The following is a 19,988-nucleotide window of genomic DNA, read 5'->3' on the forward strand; positions in this document are numbered from 1 at the left end:
TTCATGCACTCCAGCGTGCCCGTTACCGGTGAATACGAACCCGAAACTGCAGTTTCCCGATCCTTCGAGATCATCAACAAGCGCGGACTTCATGCCCGCGCTTCGGCCAAGTTCGTGCAGCTGGTCGATGGTTACAATGCGCATGTCCGCGTGAGCAAGGACGGCATGACCGTTGGCGGCACCTCGATCATGGGACTGATGATGCTCGCCGCGTCACCCGGCTGCTGCATCGACGTTAGTGCCTCCGGTGAACAGGCCGATGCCGTGTTGGAAGCCTTGCAGACACTCATCGCCGACAAGTTCGGCGAAGAATGCTGAAGAACAAGACTGTGGCCGCCGTGGATGGTCTCAACGATCCGGTGGCCGTTTTTGATGCAGGGATCGGCAGTTATGCTCTGGTTGAACTGATCAGGCGCAGCCAGCCGCAGCGCGACATCATCTATTTTGCTGATCGGGCCAGTTTCCCCTATGGCGCCAAAAGCCGCGATCAGCTGCTTTCCATCATGCGCAGCACGATCCAATACCTCACAAGCCTTGGCGCTCAAACAATTGTCCTTGCTTCCAATGCGCCCTCGATCATGGTCCTCGACACATTGAAAAGCGAGTTCGCCGTACCGGTTTACGGTGTGGCACCGCCGGTACGCACTGCCCTTGCGACGAGCCACAGCGGCAAGGTTGCCGTTATGGGGGTGCGTTCGATGATCGAGAGCGAAGAACTTGCAGATTTTGTTCGAACACAGACCGATAACCCAGGTGATGTCGCTCTGATCAACGCGTCTGCGATGGTGGAGCTGGTGGAAAATGGCGCTTTTCTTCGACAACCGGATGAGACCGCGCAAAAGGTCGCCGCATTCTGCGATGACATTGCTGCCAGCTACCCTCTCATCGACACGCTGACACTTTCCAGCACCCATCTGCCATGGCTCAGACCGTTTTTCGAAACGGCCCGTCCCGGCTGGCAGTTTCTTGATCCGGCGGATGACGTGATCGCTGCACTCCCGCAACCCGAAGGCGGCTCTGGTTGCACAGTTGCCCTTGTCACGGAAAGCGAAGCCTATCCCGTTGCCGAGTTTCGCCACATGCTCGAAATATTACAGGTCGACCTTCCTTTGAGGGTCATCGATCCCGTATTCGACAAACCCGCCTGATATGCACGTATAAAGATTTCTTTATATTGCGTTGTGCTTCTGGCTGCGATCTGCTAGTCAAGGCGGCAGCCGGAGCGCTTTCCCGTGTGGAAAGCCGCCCCATATTGGAATGCAATCCCGGCCGCTGATTACATCTTTATCGAGCTGGAACTGCCTTTTGTTGGAGCACGCGATGACCGCAAGCCAAGATTTTGTCGTCAAGGATCTTAGCCTGGCCGATTGGGGCCGCAAGGAACTCGATATCGCAGAAACCGAAATGCCGGGCCTGATGGCCGCCCGCGAGGAATTCGGCAAGTCGCAGCCGCTGAAGGGCGCACGCATTTCCGGATCGCTGCATATGACGATCCAGACCGGCGTTCTGATCGAAACTCTGCAGGCGCTGGGCGCTGAGGTCCGCTGGGCCTCCTGCAACATTTTCTCGACGCAGGATCATGCGGCTGCCGCGATTGCCGCCACTGGCACGCCGGTTTTCGCCATCAAGGGCGAAACCCTTGAAGAATACTGGACCTATACCGACCAGATATTCCAGTGGCCGGACGGCGAACCGTCCAATATGATCCTCGACGATGGCGGTGACGCCACCATGTACATCCTCATCGGTGCGCGCGCCGAAGCAGGCGAGGACGTTCTGTCGAACCCCGGTTCGGAAGAAGAGGAAGTGCTTTTCGCGCAGATCAAGAAGCGTATGGCTGCGACGCCGGGCTTCTTCACGCGCCAGCGCGACGCCATCAAGGGCGTGACGGAAGAAACCACCACCGGCGTCAACCGTCTTTACCAGCTGCAGAAGAAGGGCCTCCTGCCCTTCCCGGCCATCAACGTCAATGACAGCGTCACCAAGTCGAAATTCGACAACAAGTACGGCTGCAAGGAATCGCTCGTCGACGGCATTCGTCGCGGCACCGATGTCATGATGGCTGGCAAGGTTGCCGTCGTGTGCGGTTATGGCGATGTCGGCAAAGGCTCCGCCCAGTCGCTCGCCGGCGCAGGCGCACGCGTGAAGGTTACCGAAGTCGATCCGATCTGCGCACTTCAGGCTGCAATGGATGGTTTCGAAGTCGTAACCCTCGACGATGCCGCTTCTACAGCCGATATCATCGTGACCACGACCGGCAACAAGGACGTGATCACCATCGACCATATGCGCAAGTTCAAGGACATGGCGATCGTCGGTAATATCGGTCACTTCGACAACGAAATTCAGGTGGCGGCACTCCGCAACCTGAAATGGACCAATGTCAAGCCGCAGGTCGACCTGATCGAATTCCCGGACGGCAAGCGCATCATCCTGCTTTCCGAAGGTCGCCTGCTCAATCTGGGCAATGCAACCGGCCATCCGAGCTTCGTCATGTCGGCTTCGTTCACCAATCAGGTTCTGGGCCAGATCGAGCTCTTTACCCGCACCGACGCCTACAAGAATGAAGTCTATGTGCTGCCGAAACATCTCGACGAGAAGGTCGCACGCCTACATCTCGACAAGCTCGGTGCCAAGCTGACTGTGCTTTCTGAGGAACAGGCTGCCTATATCGGGGTCACTCCACAGGGCCCGTTCAAGTCGGAACACTACAGGTATTAACCATACGTTAAGTATTGCACTACATGTTGAGACCGGGCGGTTGACAAACCGCCCGGTCTTTCTTTTTGCGTGCAAGATGCTTCACGTGGATTCGCCGGAAGGGTATTGTGTAGGCGAATCAAGGTGTTTGAGCGGGTGTTTGCGTTGTGCGTTTTTTGCCGGTTGTGGCGGGAAGCGAGAGGACGATTCATCCCCAGAATACCTCAAAACGGGTTGACCTTCGTGCACTGTGGCGGCGTGCGTATGGTCGGGCTTTGATGTGTATTGAAGTGTTTTAGTACGGCCAGTCTGCCTTCGTGGCGGTTTTCATGGCCGGGTGGCGGAGAAAAGGACAACATGCCAGATTTCGGCGCAATGGGGATTTTGCGGAATGTTTCCGCAATCGTTACTGGCAGGCAATGGCTTCCTGCCGCCCATGTTGCAAAGCCGTTCGCATGGCTTGCTCCGAAAAAAGCCCTGATGAAGGCTTCCGTTTCTCTTTCGACGCTTTTCGCCGCCATGCCTGCCTTCGCACAGGGCGCGGAATCGGCGCGTATCGCCCTGCCCTTCGGCGGCGGCAGTATCGGCGCTTTCGAGGTTATCCAGTTTTCCATGTTCCTAGGCGTGATGGGCGCAGCGCTACTTTCTGCGGGCTGGCTGATCCGCGAACGATCGCGCGTTGCCGCAGAAAACAAGGAACTGCGTTCCAAATTCGCCGACCTCAATCTGGTCGCCCAGCGCAATGAAGCCCTGCTTAACCTCAAGGATCAGCGCATCGTGGTCTGGGATGGCCATAGCACGCGCGCTGAAGTCGTCGGACTGTTGCCAGACGATAGTGCGGCCCCGCAGGATCGCTCCACCTTTCTGGCATTTGGCCGCTGGTTGCGCCCGCAATCGGTCGTGGCGCTTGAGCGCGCCATTGGAATGCTACGCGAACAGGCACGGTCTTTCGATCTCACGGTTGAAACTGTCAACGGCACTCTGCTCGACGTGCGCGGACGCACATCGGGGGGCTTTGCTGTTGCCCGGTTCCTCAGCCTGCAGGGCGTGCAGGCGGAACGCGCGGCACTGCAGGCGCAGAACCGTGAATTTTCCGAACGTATCGAGCTTTTCCGGCGTCTTCTCGACCGGATCGACCAGCCGGTATGGACCCGCGACGCCGGTGGTCGCGTCGAATGGGTCAATGCCGCCTATGCGCAGGCAGTCGATATGGCGAATGCGAGCCAGGTCATTTCAGAAGGGCGCGAGCTTTTCGGTGCGCAGGCACGCCAGCGACTGGAGCGTGATCGCTTTGCCGAGCCTGTCCTGCAGGAACAGCTGACGGCTGTGGTGCATGGTGATCGCCGTTTGTTCAACGTGACGGATGTGAGTGCTGAAACGGGTTCTGTCGGCCTCGGTTTCGACCAGACCGAAGTACAGGCGGTGCGGGAAGAACTGAACCGCACCATGAAGAGCCATGCCGAAACGCTCGACCAGCTTTCGACTGCTGTGGCGATTTTCGATCCCGAGATGAAGCTGCAATTCTTCAATCAGGCTTTTGCCAAGCTTTGGTCACTTGATACGGCTTGGCTGGAATCGCAGCCGAGCAATACGCTGATCCTCGACCGCCTGCGTTCGGAAGGCAAACTTCCAGAGCAGCCGGAATGGCGCAAATGGAAGGATTCGGTGCTTTCTGCCTATCGCGCAGTCGAGCCGCAGGAACATATGTGGCATCTGCCGGATACGCGGACGATGCGCGTTGTCGCCAATCCGCATCCACAAGGTGGTGTGACCTGGTTCTTCGAGAACATGACCGAGAAGTTCGAGCTCGAAGGCCGTTACAACACGCTCATCAAGGTGCAGGGTGAAACGCTCGACCATCTGGCGGAAGCCGTGGCGGTGTTCGGCTCTGATGGCCGCATCCGGCTTTCCAACCCGTCCTTCGCCGATCTTTGGGCGCTGCCGATGCCGCTCATTGTCGAAGGCACGCATATTTCGTCGATTGCCAAGATTTGCGGCGAGCGCGGCGGCAACGGATTGTGGGATGATTTCGTCTCCACCGTCACTGGCTTTCTCGATACGCGTGACGGGCGCATGGGACAGGTGGAGCTGGACGACGGCACTATTCTTTCCTTCGCCGTGGTGCCACTGCCGAAGGGCCAGACCATGCTGACCTTCATCGACGTCACCGACACCGTGCGCGTCGAACGGGCGCTGAAGGAAAAAAACGAGGCGCTGGAACTGGCCGACCAGATCAAGAACGATTTCGTCCAGCACGTTTCCTACGAACTGCGTTCGCCACTCACAAACATCATCGGCTTTACCGAGCTATTGCAGACACCGGCTTTCGGGTCGCTCAACGAGCGCCAGATCGAATATCTCGACCATATCAGCACGTCGTCATCGGTATTGCTGACCATCGTCAATGATATTCTTGATCTCGCAACGGTCGATGCAGGCATCATGGAATTGGAGGTTGGTGAGGTTTCCGTCGTGGAAGCGATTTCCGCTGCCGCCTCCCGTGTCGGCGAGCGTATGCGCGACCACGATATCGGGCTCGACATCGACATTGCCGACGACGTGGATGTATTCAAGGCCGATGCAAACCGCGTCCGTCAGGTACTTTTCAACCTCCTGTCCAACGCCACCAACTATGCGCCGGAAGGCTCCAGCATCCAGCTGCAGGTGGCGCGCGAGGGGTCGGAAGTGGTCTTTGCCGTCCACGATGACGGTCCCGGCATGCCCGGAGAAGTGCTCGACACGGTTTTCAAACGCTTCCAGTCCTATCCGAATGGGGGGCGCCGTCGTGGTGCCGGCCTCGGACTTGCCATCGTCAAGAGCTTTGTCGAGCTGCATGGCGGGTCGGTCGATATCGATACGGGTTCCGGTCGTGGAACAACGGTCATTTGCCGTTTTCCGTCGGAAACACGTAGCTTCCGCGTCGCTGCCGAATAAGGTAAAGGGTGCCCATGAGCGCCTCACAATCCAGTATCAGCTATTTCTTGCCCGACGAAGCTGCAACACAGCGTTTCGGCGAGGATTTCGCCCTCGCCCTGCAGAAGGGCGATCTTGTCACGCTTTCCGGCGATCTGGGGGCGGGAAAATCCTCGCTTGCCCGCGCTATCATCCGGGCAATTGCTGATGATGAGGGGCTGGACGTCCCAAGCCCGACTTTCACGCTGGTGCAAAGCTACGAGGCCCTGCGCATTGCTGTTGCCCATGCCGATCTTTACCGTATTTCACACGGTGAAGAACTGGATGAGTTGGGACTGCCGGAGTTCCTGGAAGATGGCGTGGTGCTGGCCGAATGGCCGGAGCAGAGCGAGGGTTTCCTGCCTGAACCGTCTTTTGCCGTCACGCTGAGCCACGAAGGGGCAGGGCGACGTATTAGCGTGTCGGGACCAGTGGCTGCGATCCAGCGGCTGGAACGCAGCCATGCGATACGCGCATTTCTGGACCTCCATGGCCGCGCCGATGCAACGCGCCGCTATTTGCAGGGCGATGCGTCACCACGCAAATACGAGACGATCCGCACGGCTGCCCACGGCGTCGAGATTTTGATGAATGCGCCGCAGATGCCCTATGATCCGCCGCTGCGCGACGGAAAAACCTATCGGCAGATTGCGCATCTTGCGGAAAACATCCTTGCCTTTGCAGCCATTGATAGGCTTCTGGCAGGGCAGGACTTCCGTGTGCCGCAAATGCGTGCCGCCAATCTCGATGCCGGGTTCCTTATTCTTGAGAACCTCGGGACCGAGGGTGTGCGGGCATCGTTCGGTGAACCTGTCGCCGAACGCTATGAGGCCGCCGGACGCTTTCTGGCGCATCTGCATGGCGTTGCGTGGTCTGACCATGCACCTGTGGCGGGGCATCCCGACCACATCATCGCCGGTTTCGACCGTGATGCGATGATGATCGAGGTTAGCCTCATCGGCCAGTGGTACGCGCCGCGCATGATGGGAAGGCAACTTACAGACGCAGAAAAGCAAGCTTACGAAGCCGCATGGGACCACGTGATCGCCGACATTGCCGATGTTGAGAAGAGCCTGCTCTTGCGCGACTATCATTCGCCCAACCTGTTCTGGTTTCCAGAAGCGGAAGGCAAGGACAAGATCGGTGTCATCGATTTTCAGGATGCGATGATTGGACCGGCGGCCTATGACGTGGCTTCGCTGGCCCTCGATGCGCGTGTGACGATTTCGCCGGAGCTGGAACAGGCTGTGGTCGCCGCCTATTGCGATGAGCGTTGTGCGCTCGGACATGCGTTCGACGAGGCTTTGTTCCGCAAGGCCTATGCGGCCATGGGCGCACAGCGTAACGCCAAGCTGCTCGGTCTTTTCGTGCGGCTCGATGAGCGTGATGGTAAGCCGGATTATCTAAAACATCTGCCACGCATTCATGACTATCTCGGGCGTGTGCTGAAGCATTCGGTCATGGCGCCAGTGGCGGCGTGGTTTGAGGAATTGGGATTGATGCAGCAGGAAGAGGCCGCGCAATGAAAATGCCTGAAATGGTCCCGAAGACGGCTATGGTTCTTGCCGCCGGACTTGGCAAGCGCATGCGTCCCATCACCGAAACCATTCCTAAACCGCTGGTCAAGGTGGCGGGCAAGCCCTTGATCGACTGGGGGCTCGATGCGGCGGCGCAGGCAGGCATCGGCACGGCAATCGTCAATGTGCACTATTTAGCCGACCAACTGGAAGCGCATCTTCGTGACCGCAACGATCTTGAGATCGTGATTTCGGATGAACGCGAAATGCTGCTCGATTCCGCTGGCGGCATCGTGAAGGCGCTGCCGATACTCGGAACAGAACCGTTTGTCATATTGAATGCCGACACATTCTGGGTAGGCGACGAGAAAGCTCCTAATCTGTTGGCGCTCGCTGACGCTTGGAATGCCGACCGAATGGATATTCTCCTGATGACGGCACGTCTCGATCAGGAAACGGGTTATGAAGGCAAGGGCGATTTCGTTGCCGACGAAAACGGGCATCTTCGCCGCGCACGGGACATTTCCGGCGAGCCGGTGATCTATGCGGGAGCAGGGATCATCCATCCTCGTATCTTCGCTGGCGCGGAGCTGGGTGTGTCCTCACTCAACCGCTATTTCGACGAAGCGATTGCAGCCGGTCGCCTTTATGGTATGCCAATGACCGGACATTGGCTGACCGTCGGAACTCCGGACGCGATCGGCGAGGCGGAGGCAGCGCTTACCGCATTTGCATGAGGAGGTAGAACGCATGAGCGCACGACAACCCAGAGATGGGAAACAGCGCCTGTTTTCAGTTCCTCCAGGCACGCCGTTTTTGCCCGCCTTTGCCAAGGCGCTTCTGGAAGGACGGCTGGTCGAAGGTTTCCCCGGTAATCCATCCGATCCGCTGTCATTGGCCAATGCCACCATCTATGTGCCCACGCGTCGCGCAGCGCGCGCATTGCGGTCCATTTTGGTCGATATGAATCCGGCTAAAGAATTTCCAGCAAAAACGGGAACCGGTTTTGCGCCCGGAAATGCGTCGAAAAAAAAGAGCGCTATTTTGCCGACGATAAAACCGCTCGGCGATGTGGATGAAGATGCAGCTTTCTTCAATGCGGGCTCGTCGGGCGTTTTCGATATCAATCCACCGATCGGTACAGCGGAGCGGCTTCTGCTCCTGGCGCGATTGATTCGTCCTTGGCGGGAATCACTGCCTTCGCATGTGCGCGCGCTGTTCGGTGTTGACGACGTTTCGGTTCCGGCAACGACTGCCGATGCGATCTGGCTCGCCCGCGATCTGGCAGGGCTGATGGATCAGGTCGAAACTGATGGGGCTAAATGGAGCGAGCTTGCTGGAATTGCTCCGGAAGACCTTGCCGACTGGTGGCAGGTTACGCTCGGTTTTCTCAACATCGTCACCAATCTGTGGCCGGATATTCTGGCGGAACGCCGGCTTTCGAATCCCGCTGCGCATCGCAACGATCTCATCTGGAGCGAAGTGAAGCGGCTGCGCGCCCATCCGCCTGCCGGGCCGGTTATCGTTGCCGGTTCCACCGGTTCCATACCGGCGACGGCGGAACTGATTTCCGCCATTGCGGACTTGCCGAATGGCGCGGTGGTGCTGCCGGGGCTGGATCGCGATCTGGATGATGCAGCCTGGCAGATGCTGGCATCGGCAACCGATAATCCTTCGACCTTCGGTCATCCCCAGTTTGGTTTGCGCAAGCTTCTCGATGCAACGCAGACATTGCGTGCGGATGTGGAACATCTGGACGATATGCCGGCCTCCAAACGCCTGCGCGAACGGGTGGTCAGTGAAGCGCTTCGTCCGGCGGAAACGACCGATGCGTGGGGACAGCTTGCACGCGATCCCGATATGCAGCCGACTGCGTTGCGGCAGGCGGCGCAGACGATTGACCTGATTGAAACCGCGAATGAGCGGGAAGAGGCGCTTACTGTGGCTCTCGTCTTGCGCGACGCGATCAATGATGAAGGCAGAACAGCCGCGCTTGTTACGGCAGACCGTAATCTGGCGCGGCGCGTGGTGGGTGAACTTGCCCGTTTCGGCATCGACGCCGATGATTCCGGCGGGCGGCATCTGCGTGATGTCGAGACCACGACATTGCTACGGCTGCTGGTCGAGACCGTCTTCAACCCGGGCGACCCGGTTGCGTTGCTGGCGCTGGTCAAGCATCCGCTGCTGCGGCTGGAAGCCCCCCGCATCGTGCGACGCCTTGCTGCCGAGACCCTAGAACTCATCGCCTTTCGCGGCGGCACGGGCCGCGCATCCGTACTCGATCTTCCCGCATTTTTCGACCGGCGGCTGGAGGAAAGCGCCGGCCAGCCATGGCAACCGGCATGGCATGACACGGTCACACCGGACATGATCGCCGCTGCCCGAAATCTTTGCGAAAGCCTGTCAAAGGCCGTAACGCCGCTGGTGCCTTTCGTTATCGCTGGACGCAGGACCGAGATCGGTGAAATCGCGCGCGCTACGGTCGAAGCACTGGAAAATCTCGCTCGGAATGAAAAGGCCAGCATCGCTCCCTTCTATTCCGGTGAACGTGGCGAACAGCTTGCCACGTTTTTGCGTGGTCTGGTTTCGAGCGAAGCTGGGCTCGACTTTGAAGCGTCGGAATGGCCAGCCGTACTGGATGCCCTGATGGCGGGCGAGACGGTCAAGCCGCATCCGGGCGGTCATCCGCGCCTCTTCATCTGGGGTGCGCTGGAAGCACGTCTGCAAACCATGGATACGGTGGTTATCGGCGGCCTCAACGAGGGAAGCTGGCCTGCACGCACCCGCAACGACCCATTCATGTCACGTCCCATGAAGTCGATGATCGCGCTTGATCCGCCCGAACGCCGCACCGGCCTTGCCGCCCACGATTTCCAGATGGCGCTTGGCATGGATCATGTCGTGCTGACGCGCTCGCAGCGTTCCGACAACGCGCCCACCGTTCCTTCGCGCTGGCTGCAGCGGCTTGAAACGGTGCTGGGTGCGGATGTAACCGCCGAAATGCGCAAGCGCGGGGCTCGATTCATCCAGTGGTCGCGCGAAACCGATCGTGCCGAAGATGTGCCTTTCGTGAAAAGGCCACAGCCTGTGCCGCCGGTCCTTGCGCGCCCGAAGCATTTTTCGGTAACGGAAGTCGAAACGTTGCGCCGCGATCCCTATGCGATCTTCGCCAAGAAGATATTGAAGCTGCAGCCGCTGGAGCCGTTGATCCGCGACCCGGCTGCAGCCGAACGCGGCACTTTGTTCCACGATATTCTGGGCCATTTTACGCAGGAGGCCATCGATCCGCTGGCTCCCGACGCTGCAGAGCGGTTGATGGAGTTGGGGCGCGTCCTCTTTGCCGATATGGATTTGCCGACGGAAATAGAGGCCGTTTGGTGGCCGCGCTTCACCGCGCTCATTCCGCAGTTTCTGGCTTGGGAACGCGAGCGCGCCTACAATGTCCAGACCCGCTTTGCGGAGATTTCATCCGATAAACGCGAGGTCGAAGGGCTTGGCATTACGCTTTCCGGTCGTGCTGACCGCATCGATCTGATGCGTGACGGGACAGCGGAAATCATCGATTACAAGACCGGATCGACACCATCGCCCAAACAGGCGCATGTGCTGCTGTCGCCGCAGCTGGCGCTGGAAGCCGCACTTCTGGTGCGCGGCGCGTTTCGGGAACTTGGTTCGGTCCGTGCATCCGATCTGACCTATGTGCGTCTCAAGGCGGGCGGCGAGGTGAAGCCGGAATCGATCCTCAAGATCGGACGACCGCCATCGGAAAAAACTGCACCGGCTCTTGGCGAGGAATCCTGGCAGCGGCTGGCGCAATTGCTCGTCGAATATCAAAAGCCGGAAAAAGGCTATCTGTCGCGCGCATTGCCGTTTCGCGAGACGGACCTGACAGGCGATTACGATCATCTGGCGCGAGTACTGGAATGGTCTGCCGGGGGCGATGCTGGCGGGGAGGGCGGTGAATGAAAAAGGCACCCATTATCCCCGAAGAAACGCTACGGGCACAGAGCAACGCGGCAAATCCGGCGGCTTCTGTCTGGGTGTCCGCCAATGCGGGTTCCGGCAAGACCCATGTTCTGACCGAACGTGTTATCCGCCTGCTGCTGGAGGGTACTGATCCTTCCAAGATTCTCTGCCTGACCTACACCAAGGCGGCTGCGGCGGTGATGCAGAACCGCGTGTTCATGCGGCTTTCAGAATGGGCTGTCCTGCCTGACGAAGAACTCGTCGAACGTCTGAAGTCGCTGGAAGGCCGCAGACCGAACGATGCTCGTCTAGCAGCAGCGCGACGGCTGTTCGCCCGTGCGCTCGAAACACCGGGCGGGCTTAAAATCCAGACCATCCACGCTTTCTGCGAAGCGATCCTGCACCAGTTCCCGCTTGAGGCGAACATTGCCGGTCATTTCGAGATGATGGATGATTTGATGCAGGCAGCCCTTGTCGGCGAAGCACGGCGCCAACTGCTCGAAACCGCGCATGGCGGCGGCGATATTGATCTCGCAGCGGCTTTTGCCGATGTTCTGCAGGCATCGGGCGAGATGGGGCTTCAATCGCTTCTGGATGAGGCCGTGAGCAGGCGCAATGGCCTGCAGACCTATATCGCCGAACTGGGCGTAGCGGCGCATCGCAGCGAAGTTTTGCACCGGGCTTTCCGCTTCGACCCGCGAACCAGCGAAGATGACCTCCTCGCCGAACTTTGGCCGATATCGGAGTTTTCCGACGATGCGCTCGACCTCATCATGTCGATCCAGAAAGGTGCGTCGCGCGCGCAGGATTTTGCGCTGCAGCTCCGGCGTTTCGAAAAGGTGACGAGCCAACGTGACCGGGAAGCCGTGTTGCGCGCAGCCTTCCTGAAAAGCACGGGCGAGCCGAAATCCGGTTCCTATGTCGGCTCGGCGGCGGTCAAGAAACTTCTGCCGGATTTCGAAGAGGATTTTGACGCGGCAGCCGCGCGTGTAGAACAGGGTCTCGACCGGCTGAAGGAATTGCGTCTGGTGCGGCTCAATCTGGCCGCGCTGACGCTGATCGACAATCTGCTGCAACGCTATCACGACCTGAAGCGTCAGCGCGGCCTGCTCGATTTCGAGGATCTCATTACCCGGACCGTGGCGCTGCTCGCCCGCAACGGGGCAGGGCAGTGGGTTCAGTACAAGCTCGATCGCGGCATCGACCATATTCTGGTCGACGAGGCGCAGGACACCAGCCCCGACCAGTGGCAGGTGATCCGCATGCTGTCGGAAGAGTTTTTCTCCGGCGTCGGCCAACGCAATATCAGCCGCACGCTCTTTGCAGTCGGCGATGAAAAACAGTCGATCTATTCGTTCCAGGGCGCGGTGCCGGAGGATTTCGCGGCGCAAGGGCGGTCCGTCAGTCTTCGCGCCGGAGATGCGGAGCTAAAGTTCGAGCGTGTCAGCCTCAATTTCTCGTTCCGATCCGCGCCTGACGTCCTGCAAGCAGTAGACGAGGTTTTTGCGAGACCCGAGGCCAATCGAGGCCTTGCAGGCGCAACGGTACATGAAGCTATTCGTTCCGATGCGCCGGGCGAGGTGGAAATCTGGGATATGCTGACGCCGGAAGTGGTGGAAGAGCCGGACGACTGGCGCGAGCCGGTCGATCATCTGGCAGCACCTGCTGTCCGGCTGGCGGATCAGATCGCGGCCACTATTCGCCACTGGCTGGATCGCGGCGAACCTATTCCGGGCCAGAACCGGCGGATCATGCCGCGTGACATCATGGTTCTGGTACGAAAGCGCGACCAGTTCATGCCTGCTTTGTCGCGGGCGCTGAAAAACCTGTCCGTTCCGGTAGCAGGTGCAGACCGCTTGCGGCTCACCAGCCATATTGCCATTCAGGACCTGATGGCACTCGGTCGTTTCGTGCTTCAGCCTTCGGACGATCTTTCGCTGGCATCAGTATTGAAAAGCCCGCTATTCGGCTGGGATGACGACCGGCTGTTCGAGCTTGCCTATCCGCGAGGTTCAAGCCTCACGCTGTTCGAGCGGCTTTATCAGGTCTCGCGCGGCGATGCTGCACTGGCCGAGGTGCACAAGACCTTGAGCCGCTGGCGCAACATGGCTGACACGATGCCGGTGTTCGAATTCTATGCACGGATATTGAGTGCGGACGGTGCGCGGCGAAAACTACTGGCGAGGCTGGGGCCGGAGGCGGGCGATATCATCGACGAATTCCAGAATTATGCGCTTTCCGCCGAGCGTGCTGGTCTGCCCGGCCTGCAAGCCTTCCTTGAAACGCTGGAAGCGGCATCGCCGGAAATCAAGCGTGAACTGGATCAGGGGCGCAATGAAGTGCGCATCATGACTGTCCATGCCGCCAAGGGGCTGGAAGGGGCGGTGGTGTTTCTTGTTGATTCGGGAAGCGCGGTCTGGACTGGCAGTCGTGCGCCAAAGCTCATTCCTTTTGACTTTTCGAACGATAATCCTTCGGTGAAAGGCTATCTCTGGCAACCGAATGCCGGATACCAGACCGGCTTCACGACCGCTCAGATCGAGAAGCTGAAAACGCGGGCGGAGGAAGAATATCGCCGCCTGCTCTATGTCGGCATGACGCGTGCCGAAGACCGGCTCATCATCTGCGGCTATCGCGGCACGCGTGAAAACGGCGAAACATGGCATCGCCTTGTCGAGGATGCGTTGGCCACCAAGGCCGAGACATTCGTGCACCCCGTGCTGAATGTTGCCGCAAGACGTTATCGCAACACACCGCGCGGAATGGTCGAGATTGCCGAGCAGGATAGAACCGAAGATCATGCGCTGCCATCATTTCCAGATGAATATAGAGAGCCGATAAAGCCGGAAATCGGACTGCCGCGACCGCTGGCGCCGTCCGGCGCTTCTGCGCTGATCGAAGCGGATGAAGAACCGCCGCTTGATACGTTTTCGCCCGTTCTGGGACCGGGCAATGGGACGCCAGCCTTTGCGTTGCGACGCGGCACGGCGATCCATATGCTGCTGCAATATCTGCCGGATGTCCCAAAGGATGGGCGTGATACGCTGGCACGCGACTATCTTGGGCGGATCGCTGCCGACTGGCCGGAAACGGAGCGCCAGATTGCCTGGCAAAGCGTCAGGACCATTCTGGACGATCCCACCTATGCACCGGTCTTTGCGGAAGGCTCGCGCGGGGAAGTTGCCATCATGGGCACGATTGAGCTTGGCGGGCGCGATCATGCCGTGTCCGGTCAGATCGACCGCATCAGTGTTGGCGAGGATTGTGTCCTGATCGTCGACTACAAGACCAATCGACCGCCACCGAAAACCATCGAGGCGGTTCCTTTCGCCTATCGGGCGCAGCTTGCGCTTTATCGCGAGTTGCTGGCCCCGCTCTATCCGGGGCGGATTGTCGAAACGGCGCTTCTGTTCACTGAAGGTCCGTTTTTGATGCCGCTGCCGGATGTGGTTCTGGACGAAGCGCTGCAGTCTCTGAAAGACTCTCAAGGAAAGGTGACGAACCAGAACTTGACGGATGGCAGCAGACACGCCACATGATATAGCGAATGAAGAGCGGATCGTGTTGTGAGTCTGAAAAGATGTCTGCCGTTCTTGGTGAGAAAAGAGGATAGCCCTATGGCAACCGTTAAGGTCGATAACAGCAATTTTCAGTCGGACGTTCTTCAGTCGAGCGAGCCTGTCGTGGTGGATTTCTGGGCGGAATGGTGCGGTCCCTGCAAGATGATCGCGCCGGCTCTGGACGAAATCGCGACCGAAATGGCCGGTCAGGTCAAGATCGCCAAGGTTAATATCGACGAAAACCCGGAACTGGCTGCTCAGTTCGGCGTGCGTTCGATTCCGACGCTTCTGATGTTCAAGGACGGCGAACTCGCTGCCAATATGGTCGGTGCTGCTCCGAAGAGCCGCCTTGCCGACTGGATCAAGGCTTCAGCTGCATAATAACAGCATCATAAAAATGCAAAACCCGGCCTTCGAGCCGGGTTTTTTCGTTTAGAATTTGCCGTTAGGCGGGTGGTGTGCCGTTCTCTCTCAAAACTTCACCCGCAAGGTAAAGCGAACCGCTAATCAGAATGCGCGGTGGCGCTTCATCCGGGGGCCACGTGCCACGCAGAAGTTTCAACGCGTTGGCAACCGAATGCACAGGCTCTGCCGACAGGTTGGCTTTCTGGGCCGCGACCGCCAGCTCATCATTGGGGATACCCGCATCGCTGGACGGAACAGGCACGGTGAAAACATGCCGCGCCATACCGGCAAAAGCCTCGAAATAGCCGACCGGGTCCTTGGTGTTGATCATGCCGGTGATGAGGAACAGCGGGCGTTCATTGCGTTCTTCCAGATCGCCAAGCGCCTCGGCGATGACTGCGCCCGCACCGGGATTATGACCGCCATCAAGCCAGATTTCGGAGGCCGCCGGGGCCAAATCCACGAGCGCACCATGGGTCAGCCGCTGCATACGTGCTGGCCAGTCCACCACCATCAACGCTTTTTCGACGGCCTTGTCGGTCAGGCTGAAGCCAGCCATCTGCACCGCCTCGATTGCCGCTGCGGCATTGGAAATCTGGTGGCGTCCGGGCAAGCGCGGCAGTGGCAGGTCGATCAGGCCATCCTCGTTCTGGAACACCATGCGACCATGTTCCTCGAAGGCGAGGAAATCCTGCCCGTAGACCGAAACCGGACAGCCAAGACGATCGGCAGTCGAGACGAGAACTTCCCGCGCCGCATCGAAAGGCTGGAAACCGACAACGACCGGGCAATCCTTCTTGATGATACCGGCTTTCTCGGCGGCAATCAGCTCCACGCGGTCGCCAAGATAGGCCTGATGGTCGATGGAAACCGGCATGATGAGCGAGACGGCAGGCTCGGCAATGACATTGGTGGCGTCGAAACGTCCACCAAGGCCGACTTCCATAACGACGACATCCGCCGGATGCTCGGAAAAGAGCACAAAAGCCACAGCCGTCAGGATTTCGAAAACGGTGATGTGCTGGCCGCCATTGGCTGCCGCAACGCGCTCTATGGCGTCGGCCAGAACATCGTCGCTGACCAGCCTGCCGCCGCCGGGCGCCGCCAGACGGTAGCGCTCGTGCCAGTGGACGAGGTGCGGCGAGGTATGGACGTGAACATCGAAGCCGCCCGCTTCCAGAAGCGCGCGGCAGAAAGCTGTTGCCGATCCCTTGCCGTTGGTTCCGGCAATATGGATGACCGGCGGCAATTTCAGATGCGGATTGCCGAGCTTTTCCAGAAGACCGCGGATGCGGTCTAATGAAAGATCGAAGCCCTTTGGATGCAACTGCATAAGCCGCTCGATTGCGGCGGCGGCTTTTTCTGTCACGATCAGGCTGCCTTGTCTGTTGCTTCCGTCTTTTCGTGTTCCGGCGCGTCGCTATTGCCCGGCTGCCTGGTCATGATCTTGAGAAGGCGCGCAATCGTGTCCTTCAGTTCAAGACGCGAGACGACCATGTCGACCATACCGTGTTCCATGAGATAGTCGGCGCTCTGGAAGCCTTCCGGCAGCTTTTCACGGATCGTCTGTTCGATGACGCGTGGTCCGGCAAAGCCGATCAGTGCGCCGGGTTCGGCAATATGAATATCGCCCAGCATGGCATAGGAAGCCGTCACGCCGCCCGTAGTCGGATTGGTCAGAACGACGATATAGGGCAGGCCAGCTTCTTTCAGCATTTCCACAGCAACCGTGGTGCGCGGGAGCTGCATGAGCGACAGGATGCCCTCCTGCATGCGTGCACCGCCCGAGGCTGCGAACAGAACCAGCGGACGCTTCAGCTCGATGGCCTTTTCAAAGCCCTGAATGATCGCTTCACCGGCACCCATGCCGAGCGAACCGCCCATGAAGCCGAAATCCTGAACGGTGGCGACAATCGGCAAGCCGTCAATGGTGCCGAGGCCGTTGACGATAGCGTCATCCATGCCCGTGCGCGTGCGATAATCCTTGAGACGATCGATATATTTCTTCTCGTCGCGGAATTTCAGCGGATCGACCGGCACTTTCGGAGCTTCAAGCGTGGTGTATTCGCCATTGTCGAAGAAGAAACGCAGACGATCCTTCGCCTTGATGCGCATGTGATGACCCGAGGACGGGATCACAAACTGGTTGCTCTCGAGGTCCTTGTGAAACACCATTTCACCGGTCGACGGATCTTTGATCCAGAGGTTTTCCGGCATTTCACGACGGCCGAGCATCGAATTGATTTTCGGACGGACGTAGTTGGTGATCCAGTTCATGACGTTTGCTTCCGTTTCTTGTTCTTCGGCAAAGAGCTTCAGCCGCTTAGCACTTTTAAGATGTGCACTAAATGGACGATTTATTGGGCGGCTTCAAGGCGTGTGGCACGCACACTCTCCGCAAGGGCGTGGACAAGTCTGGTTGCAGCGGCGACAGGATCGCCCTTTGCCTTGCCGTTTTCGTCCAGTTCACCGGCAATCGCGTTGACAATCGCCGTGCCGACGACGACGCCATCGGCATGGGTGGCGATGGCTGCTGCCTGCTCCGGCGTCTTGACGCCGAAACCGACACAGATCGGCAGATCGGTGCTCTTCTTGATGTGACGCACAGCTTCACTGACCTTTGCCGTATCGGCAATGGCCGAACCGGTGATGCCATTCATCGAGACGTAATAGACGAAGCCCGATGAATTATGCAGTACCTTCGGCAGGCGCTTGTCGTCCGTGGTCGGCGTGGTGAGGCGGATAAAATTGATACCCGCCTTCATGGCCGGAATGCAGAGTTCGGCATCCATTTCGGAGGGAAGATCGACGACGATCAGCCCGTCCACGCCGGAAGCCTTGGCATCAGCCAGAAAGCGTTCCACGCCGTAAATATAGATCGGGTTGTAATAGCCCATCATGACGATCGGGGTCGTGTCGTCTTCCTTGCGGAATTCTGCTGCCATGTGCAACGTCTTGGCAAGCGTCTGACCGGCGTTGAGGGCGCGCAGGCCAGCGGCCTGAATGGCGGGTCCGTCTGCCATCGGATCGGAGAAGGGCATGCCGAGTTCGATCACGTCGGCACCAGCCTTTGGCAAGGCCTTCATCACCTTGAGCGAGGTTTCCAGATCGGGATCGCCACCCATGAAATAGGTAACGAGCGCCGGACGGCCCTCGGCCTTCAGTTCAGCGAATTTGGTGTCGATGCGAGTAGTCATACCGTGCCCCGTGGCAAAGTGCGTGCCAGATAGTCGCCAACGGGCTTGCCCGCCATCGCCGTCTCCATCCATGCACGCCGTTCAAAGTCTATAATTCCGAGTTCCCACACGCAGGCCATCAGCAGCGGCTGTGCGGGCATGAAGTCCACCTCGTCGCCGAGTTCCGACTGCCAGAGGATTTCCGTAGCGATGCCGCCCTCCAGCCACCAGTGCAGCAGCAGCCAGAGGCCCTCCTCGCCCTGATGAAGAACGGCGAAACCGACGCCCAGATGCGGCAACGCGGTGAGCTTTTCAGCGGCAGTTTCGATCTGTCTGCGGGCGAGGCCGACAGCAGCCTCCGCGACAGGATTGGTTGGATCGGCTTCAATGATGTTGAGCTTGATCGTCGCCGGACCGCACGTCGTCAGGCCGTCGAACCATGCGGCACGCGGCTTGTAGGCGGAGATTTCGGCGACGTCATTACCCATGTCAGATGTCCATGCCGAGAAGCTTGCCGACCGTGTGGACATCCTTGTCGCCACGACCGGACAGATTGACGATCATGACCTGATCCTTGCCCATGGTCGGTGCCATTTTCACGGCCTGCGCGATGGCATGGGCGGATTCGAGGGCAGGGATGATGCCTTCGGTGCGGGTGCAAAGCTGAAATGCATCCAGCGCCTCATCATCGAGGATCGGCACATAATCGACGCGCCCGCTGTCTTTCAGCCATGAATGTTCAGGCCCGACGCCCGGATAGTCGAGGCCGGCAGAAACGGAATGACCTTCGAGAATCTGACCGTCCTCGTTCTGGAGGAGATATGTGCGATTGCCATGCAGAACGCCGGGACGACCCGCGCTCATCGAAGCGCAATGTTCTTCACCGTCCAGACCGCGCCCGCCTGCTTCGACACCAACGATCTTCACAGAGGCATCGTCAAGGAACGGATGGAACAGGCCGATGGCGTTGGAACCGCCGCCGACCGCTGCCACGATCACATCCGGCAGGCGTCCTTCCTGCTCCAGAATCTGCTGGCGCGCTTCGTTGCCGATCACCGATTGGAAGTCGCGGACCAGTTCTGGATAGGGATGCGGACCGGCAGCAGTGCCAATCAGGTAATAGGTGTCTTCAACATTCGTCACCCAGTCACGCAGGGCTTCGTTCATCGCATCCTTGAGCGTGCCGTTGCCTGCAGAAACCGGGATCACTTCGGCACCAAGCAGCTTCATGCGGAACACATTCGGCTTCTGACGTTCGACGTCGGTTGCGCCCATATAGACCACGCAGGGCAGGCCGAAACGCGCGGCAACGGTGGCAGAAGCCACGCCATGCTGTCCGGCGCCGGTCTCAGCGATAATGCGGGTCTTGCCCATGCGCTTGGCAAGCAGAATCTGGCCGAGGCAATTGTTGATCTTGTGACTGCCGGTGTGATTGAGGTCTTCACGCTTGAAGTAGATTTTCGCACCGCCCAAATGCTTGGTCAGGCCTTCGGCATAATAGAGCTTGGAAGGACGACCTGCATAATAGGTTGAAAGCGCGTTCAGCTCAGCTTTGAATTCAGGATCGTTCTTCGCCGTTTCATAGGCTCCCTGCAATTCGAGGATCAGCGGCATCAGCGTTTCGGCGACGAAGCGTCCACCGAAAATGCCGAACATGCCCTCTTCATCGGGGCCTGTCTTATAGGAATTGGGTGCAACCGGCTTGTTCAACG

14 protein-coding genes are annotated in these 19,988 nt (G+C 58.9%); 9 read left to right on the top strand and 5 right to left on the bottom strand.

Going from position 1 to position 19,988, the window contains the following annotated elements:
* Positions 1-3 precede the first annotated feature (3 nt).
* From AAE521_RS22635 to trxA, 9 genes are all read left to right on the top strand, one after another.
* Positions 4-318, top strand: a complete 315-nt coding sequence (locus tag AAE521_RS22635) for an HPr family phosphocarrier protein (RefSeq protein WP_342062558.1) — start codon at positions 4-6, stop codon at positions 316-318.
* The gene (locus AAE521_RS22640; protein ID WP_342062559.1) at positions 312-1,148 is read left to right on the top strand and encodes a glutamate racemase; all 837 of its coding nucleotides are present in this window, start codon (positions 312-314) and stop codon (positions 1,146-1,148) included. The genes AAE521_RS22635 and AAE521_RS22640 overlap by 7 nt, the downstream gene beginning before the upstream one ends.
* Positions 1,149-1,320: 172 nt before the next feature.
* Complete coding sequence (gene ahcY, locus AAE521_RS22645; protein WP_342062560.1) at positions 1,321-2,721, top strand: adenosylhomocysteinase; 1,401 nt, start codon at positions 1,321-1,323, stop codon at positions 2,719-2,721.
* Between the two features lie 459 nt (positions 2,722-3,180).
* On the top strand, positions 3,181-5,634 hold the full coding sequence (locus tag AAE521_RS22650) for a sensor histidine kinase (RefSeq protein WP_342062576.1): 2,454 nt from the start codon (positions 3,181-3,183) through the stop codon (positions 5,632-5,634).
* A 14-nt stretch (positions 5,635-5,648) separates the two neighbouring features.
* Entirely contained in the window at positions 5,649-7,178 is a 1,530-nt protein-coding gene (gene tsaE / locus AAE521_RS22655; protein WP_342062561.1) for a tRNA (adenosine(37)-N6)-threonylcarbamoyltransferase complex ATPase subunit type 1 TsaE, read from the top strand.
* The gene (locus tag AAE521_RS22660; protein WP_342062562.1) at positions 7,175-7,906 is read left to right on the top strand and encodes a nucleotidyltransferase family protein; all 732 of its coding nucleotides are present in this window, start codon (positions 7,175-7,177) and stop codon (positions 7,904-7,906) included. Before tsaE ends, AAE521_RS22660 begins: the two co-directional genes overlap by 4 nt.
* A 13-nt stretch (positions 7,907-7,919) precedes the next feature.
* Positions 7,920-11,135, top strand: a complete 3,216-nt coding sequence (addB, locus tag AAE521_RS22665; protein ID WP_342062563.1) for a double-strand break repair protein AddB — start codon at positions 7,920-7,922, stop codon at positions 11,133-11,135.
* The gene (gene addA, locus AAE521_RS22670) at positions 11,132-14,674 is read left to right on the top strand and encodes a double-strand break repair helicase AddA (RefSeq protein WP_342062564.1); all 3,543 of its coding nucleotides are present in this window, start codon (positions 11,132-11,134) and stop codon (positions 14,672-14,674) included. Before addB ends, addA begins: the two co-directional genes overlap by 4 nt.
* Before the next feature lie 78 nt (positions 14,675-14,752).
* Positions 14,753-15,076 (top strand): thioredoxin, encoded by a 324-nt coding sequence (trxA, locus tag AAE521_RS22675; RefSeq protein WP_006473274.1) that lies wholly within the window; start codon positions 14,753-14,755, stop codon positions 15,074-15,076.
* A 64-nt stretch (positions 15,077-15,140) separates the two neighbouring features.
* On the opposite strand, the gene AAE521_RS22680 is transcribed toward trxA, so the two are convergent.
* The 5 genes from AAE521_RS22680 to trpB form a co-directional block, all read right to left on the bottom strand.
* Entirely contained in the window at positions 15,141-16,433 is a 1,293-nt protein-coding gene (locus tag AAE521_RS22680) for a bifunctional folylpolyglutamate synthase/dihydrofolate synthase (protein ID WP_342062577.1), read from the bottom strand.
* A 38-nt stretch (positions 16,434-16,471) separates the two neighbouring features.
* Complete coding sequence (accD, locus tag AAE521_RS22685; RefSeq protein WP_012091042.1) at positions 16,472-17,377, bottom strand: acetyl-CoA carboxylase, carboxyltransferase subunit beta; 906 nt, start codon at positions 17,375-17,377, stop codon at positions 16,472-16,474.
* An 80-nt stretch (positions 17,378-17,457) separates the two neighbouring features.
* Positions 17,458-18,297: a tryptophan synthase subunit alpha gene (gene trpA / locus AAE521_RS22690; RefSeq protein WP_342062565.1), complete on the bottom strand. Its 840-nt coding sequence runs from the start codon at positions 18,295-18,297 to the stop codon at positions 17,458-17,460.
* Positions 18,294-18,764 carry a hypothetical protein gene (locus AAE521_RS22695; RefSeq protein WP_342062566.1) on the bottom strand — a complete coding sequence of 157 codons (471 nt, stop codon included), beginning with the start codon at positions 18,762-18,764 and terminating at the stop codon, positions 18,294-18,296. The genes trpA and AAE521_RS22695 overlap by 4 nt, the downstream gene beginning before the upstream one ends.
* A gap of 1 nt (position 18,765) precedes the next feature.
* Positions 18,766-19,986, bottom strand: a complete 1,221-nt coding sequence (trpB, locus tag AAE521_RS22700) for a tryptophan synthase subunit beta (RefSeq protein ID WP_342062567.1) — start codon at positions 19,984-19,986, stop codon at positions 18,766-18,768.
* Positions 19,987-19,988: the final 2 nt, after the last annotated feature.

Source organism: Brucella cytisi, from assembly GCF_038433355.1.
In the GTDB taxonomy this organism is placed as follows: domain Bacteria; phylum Pseudomonadota; class Alphaproteobacteria; order Rhizobiales; family Rhizobiaceae; genus Brucella; species Brucella cytisi.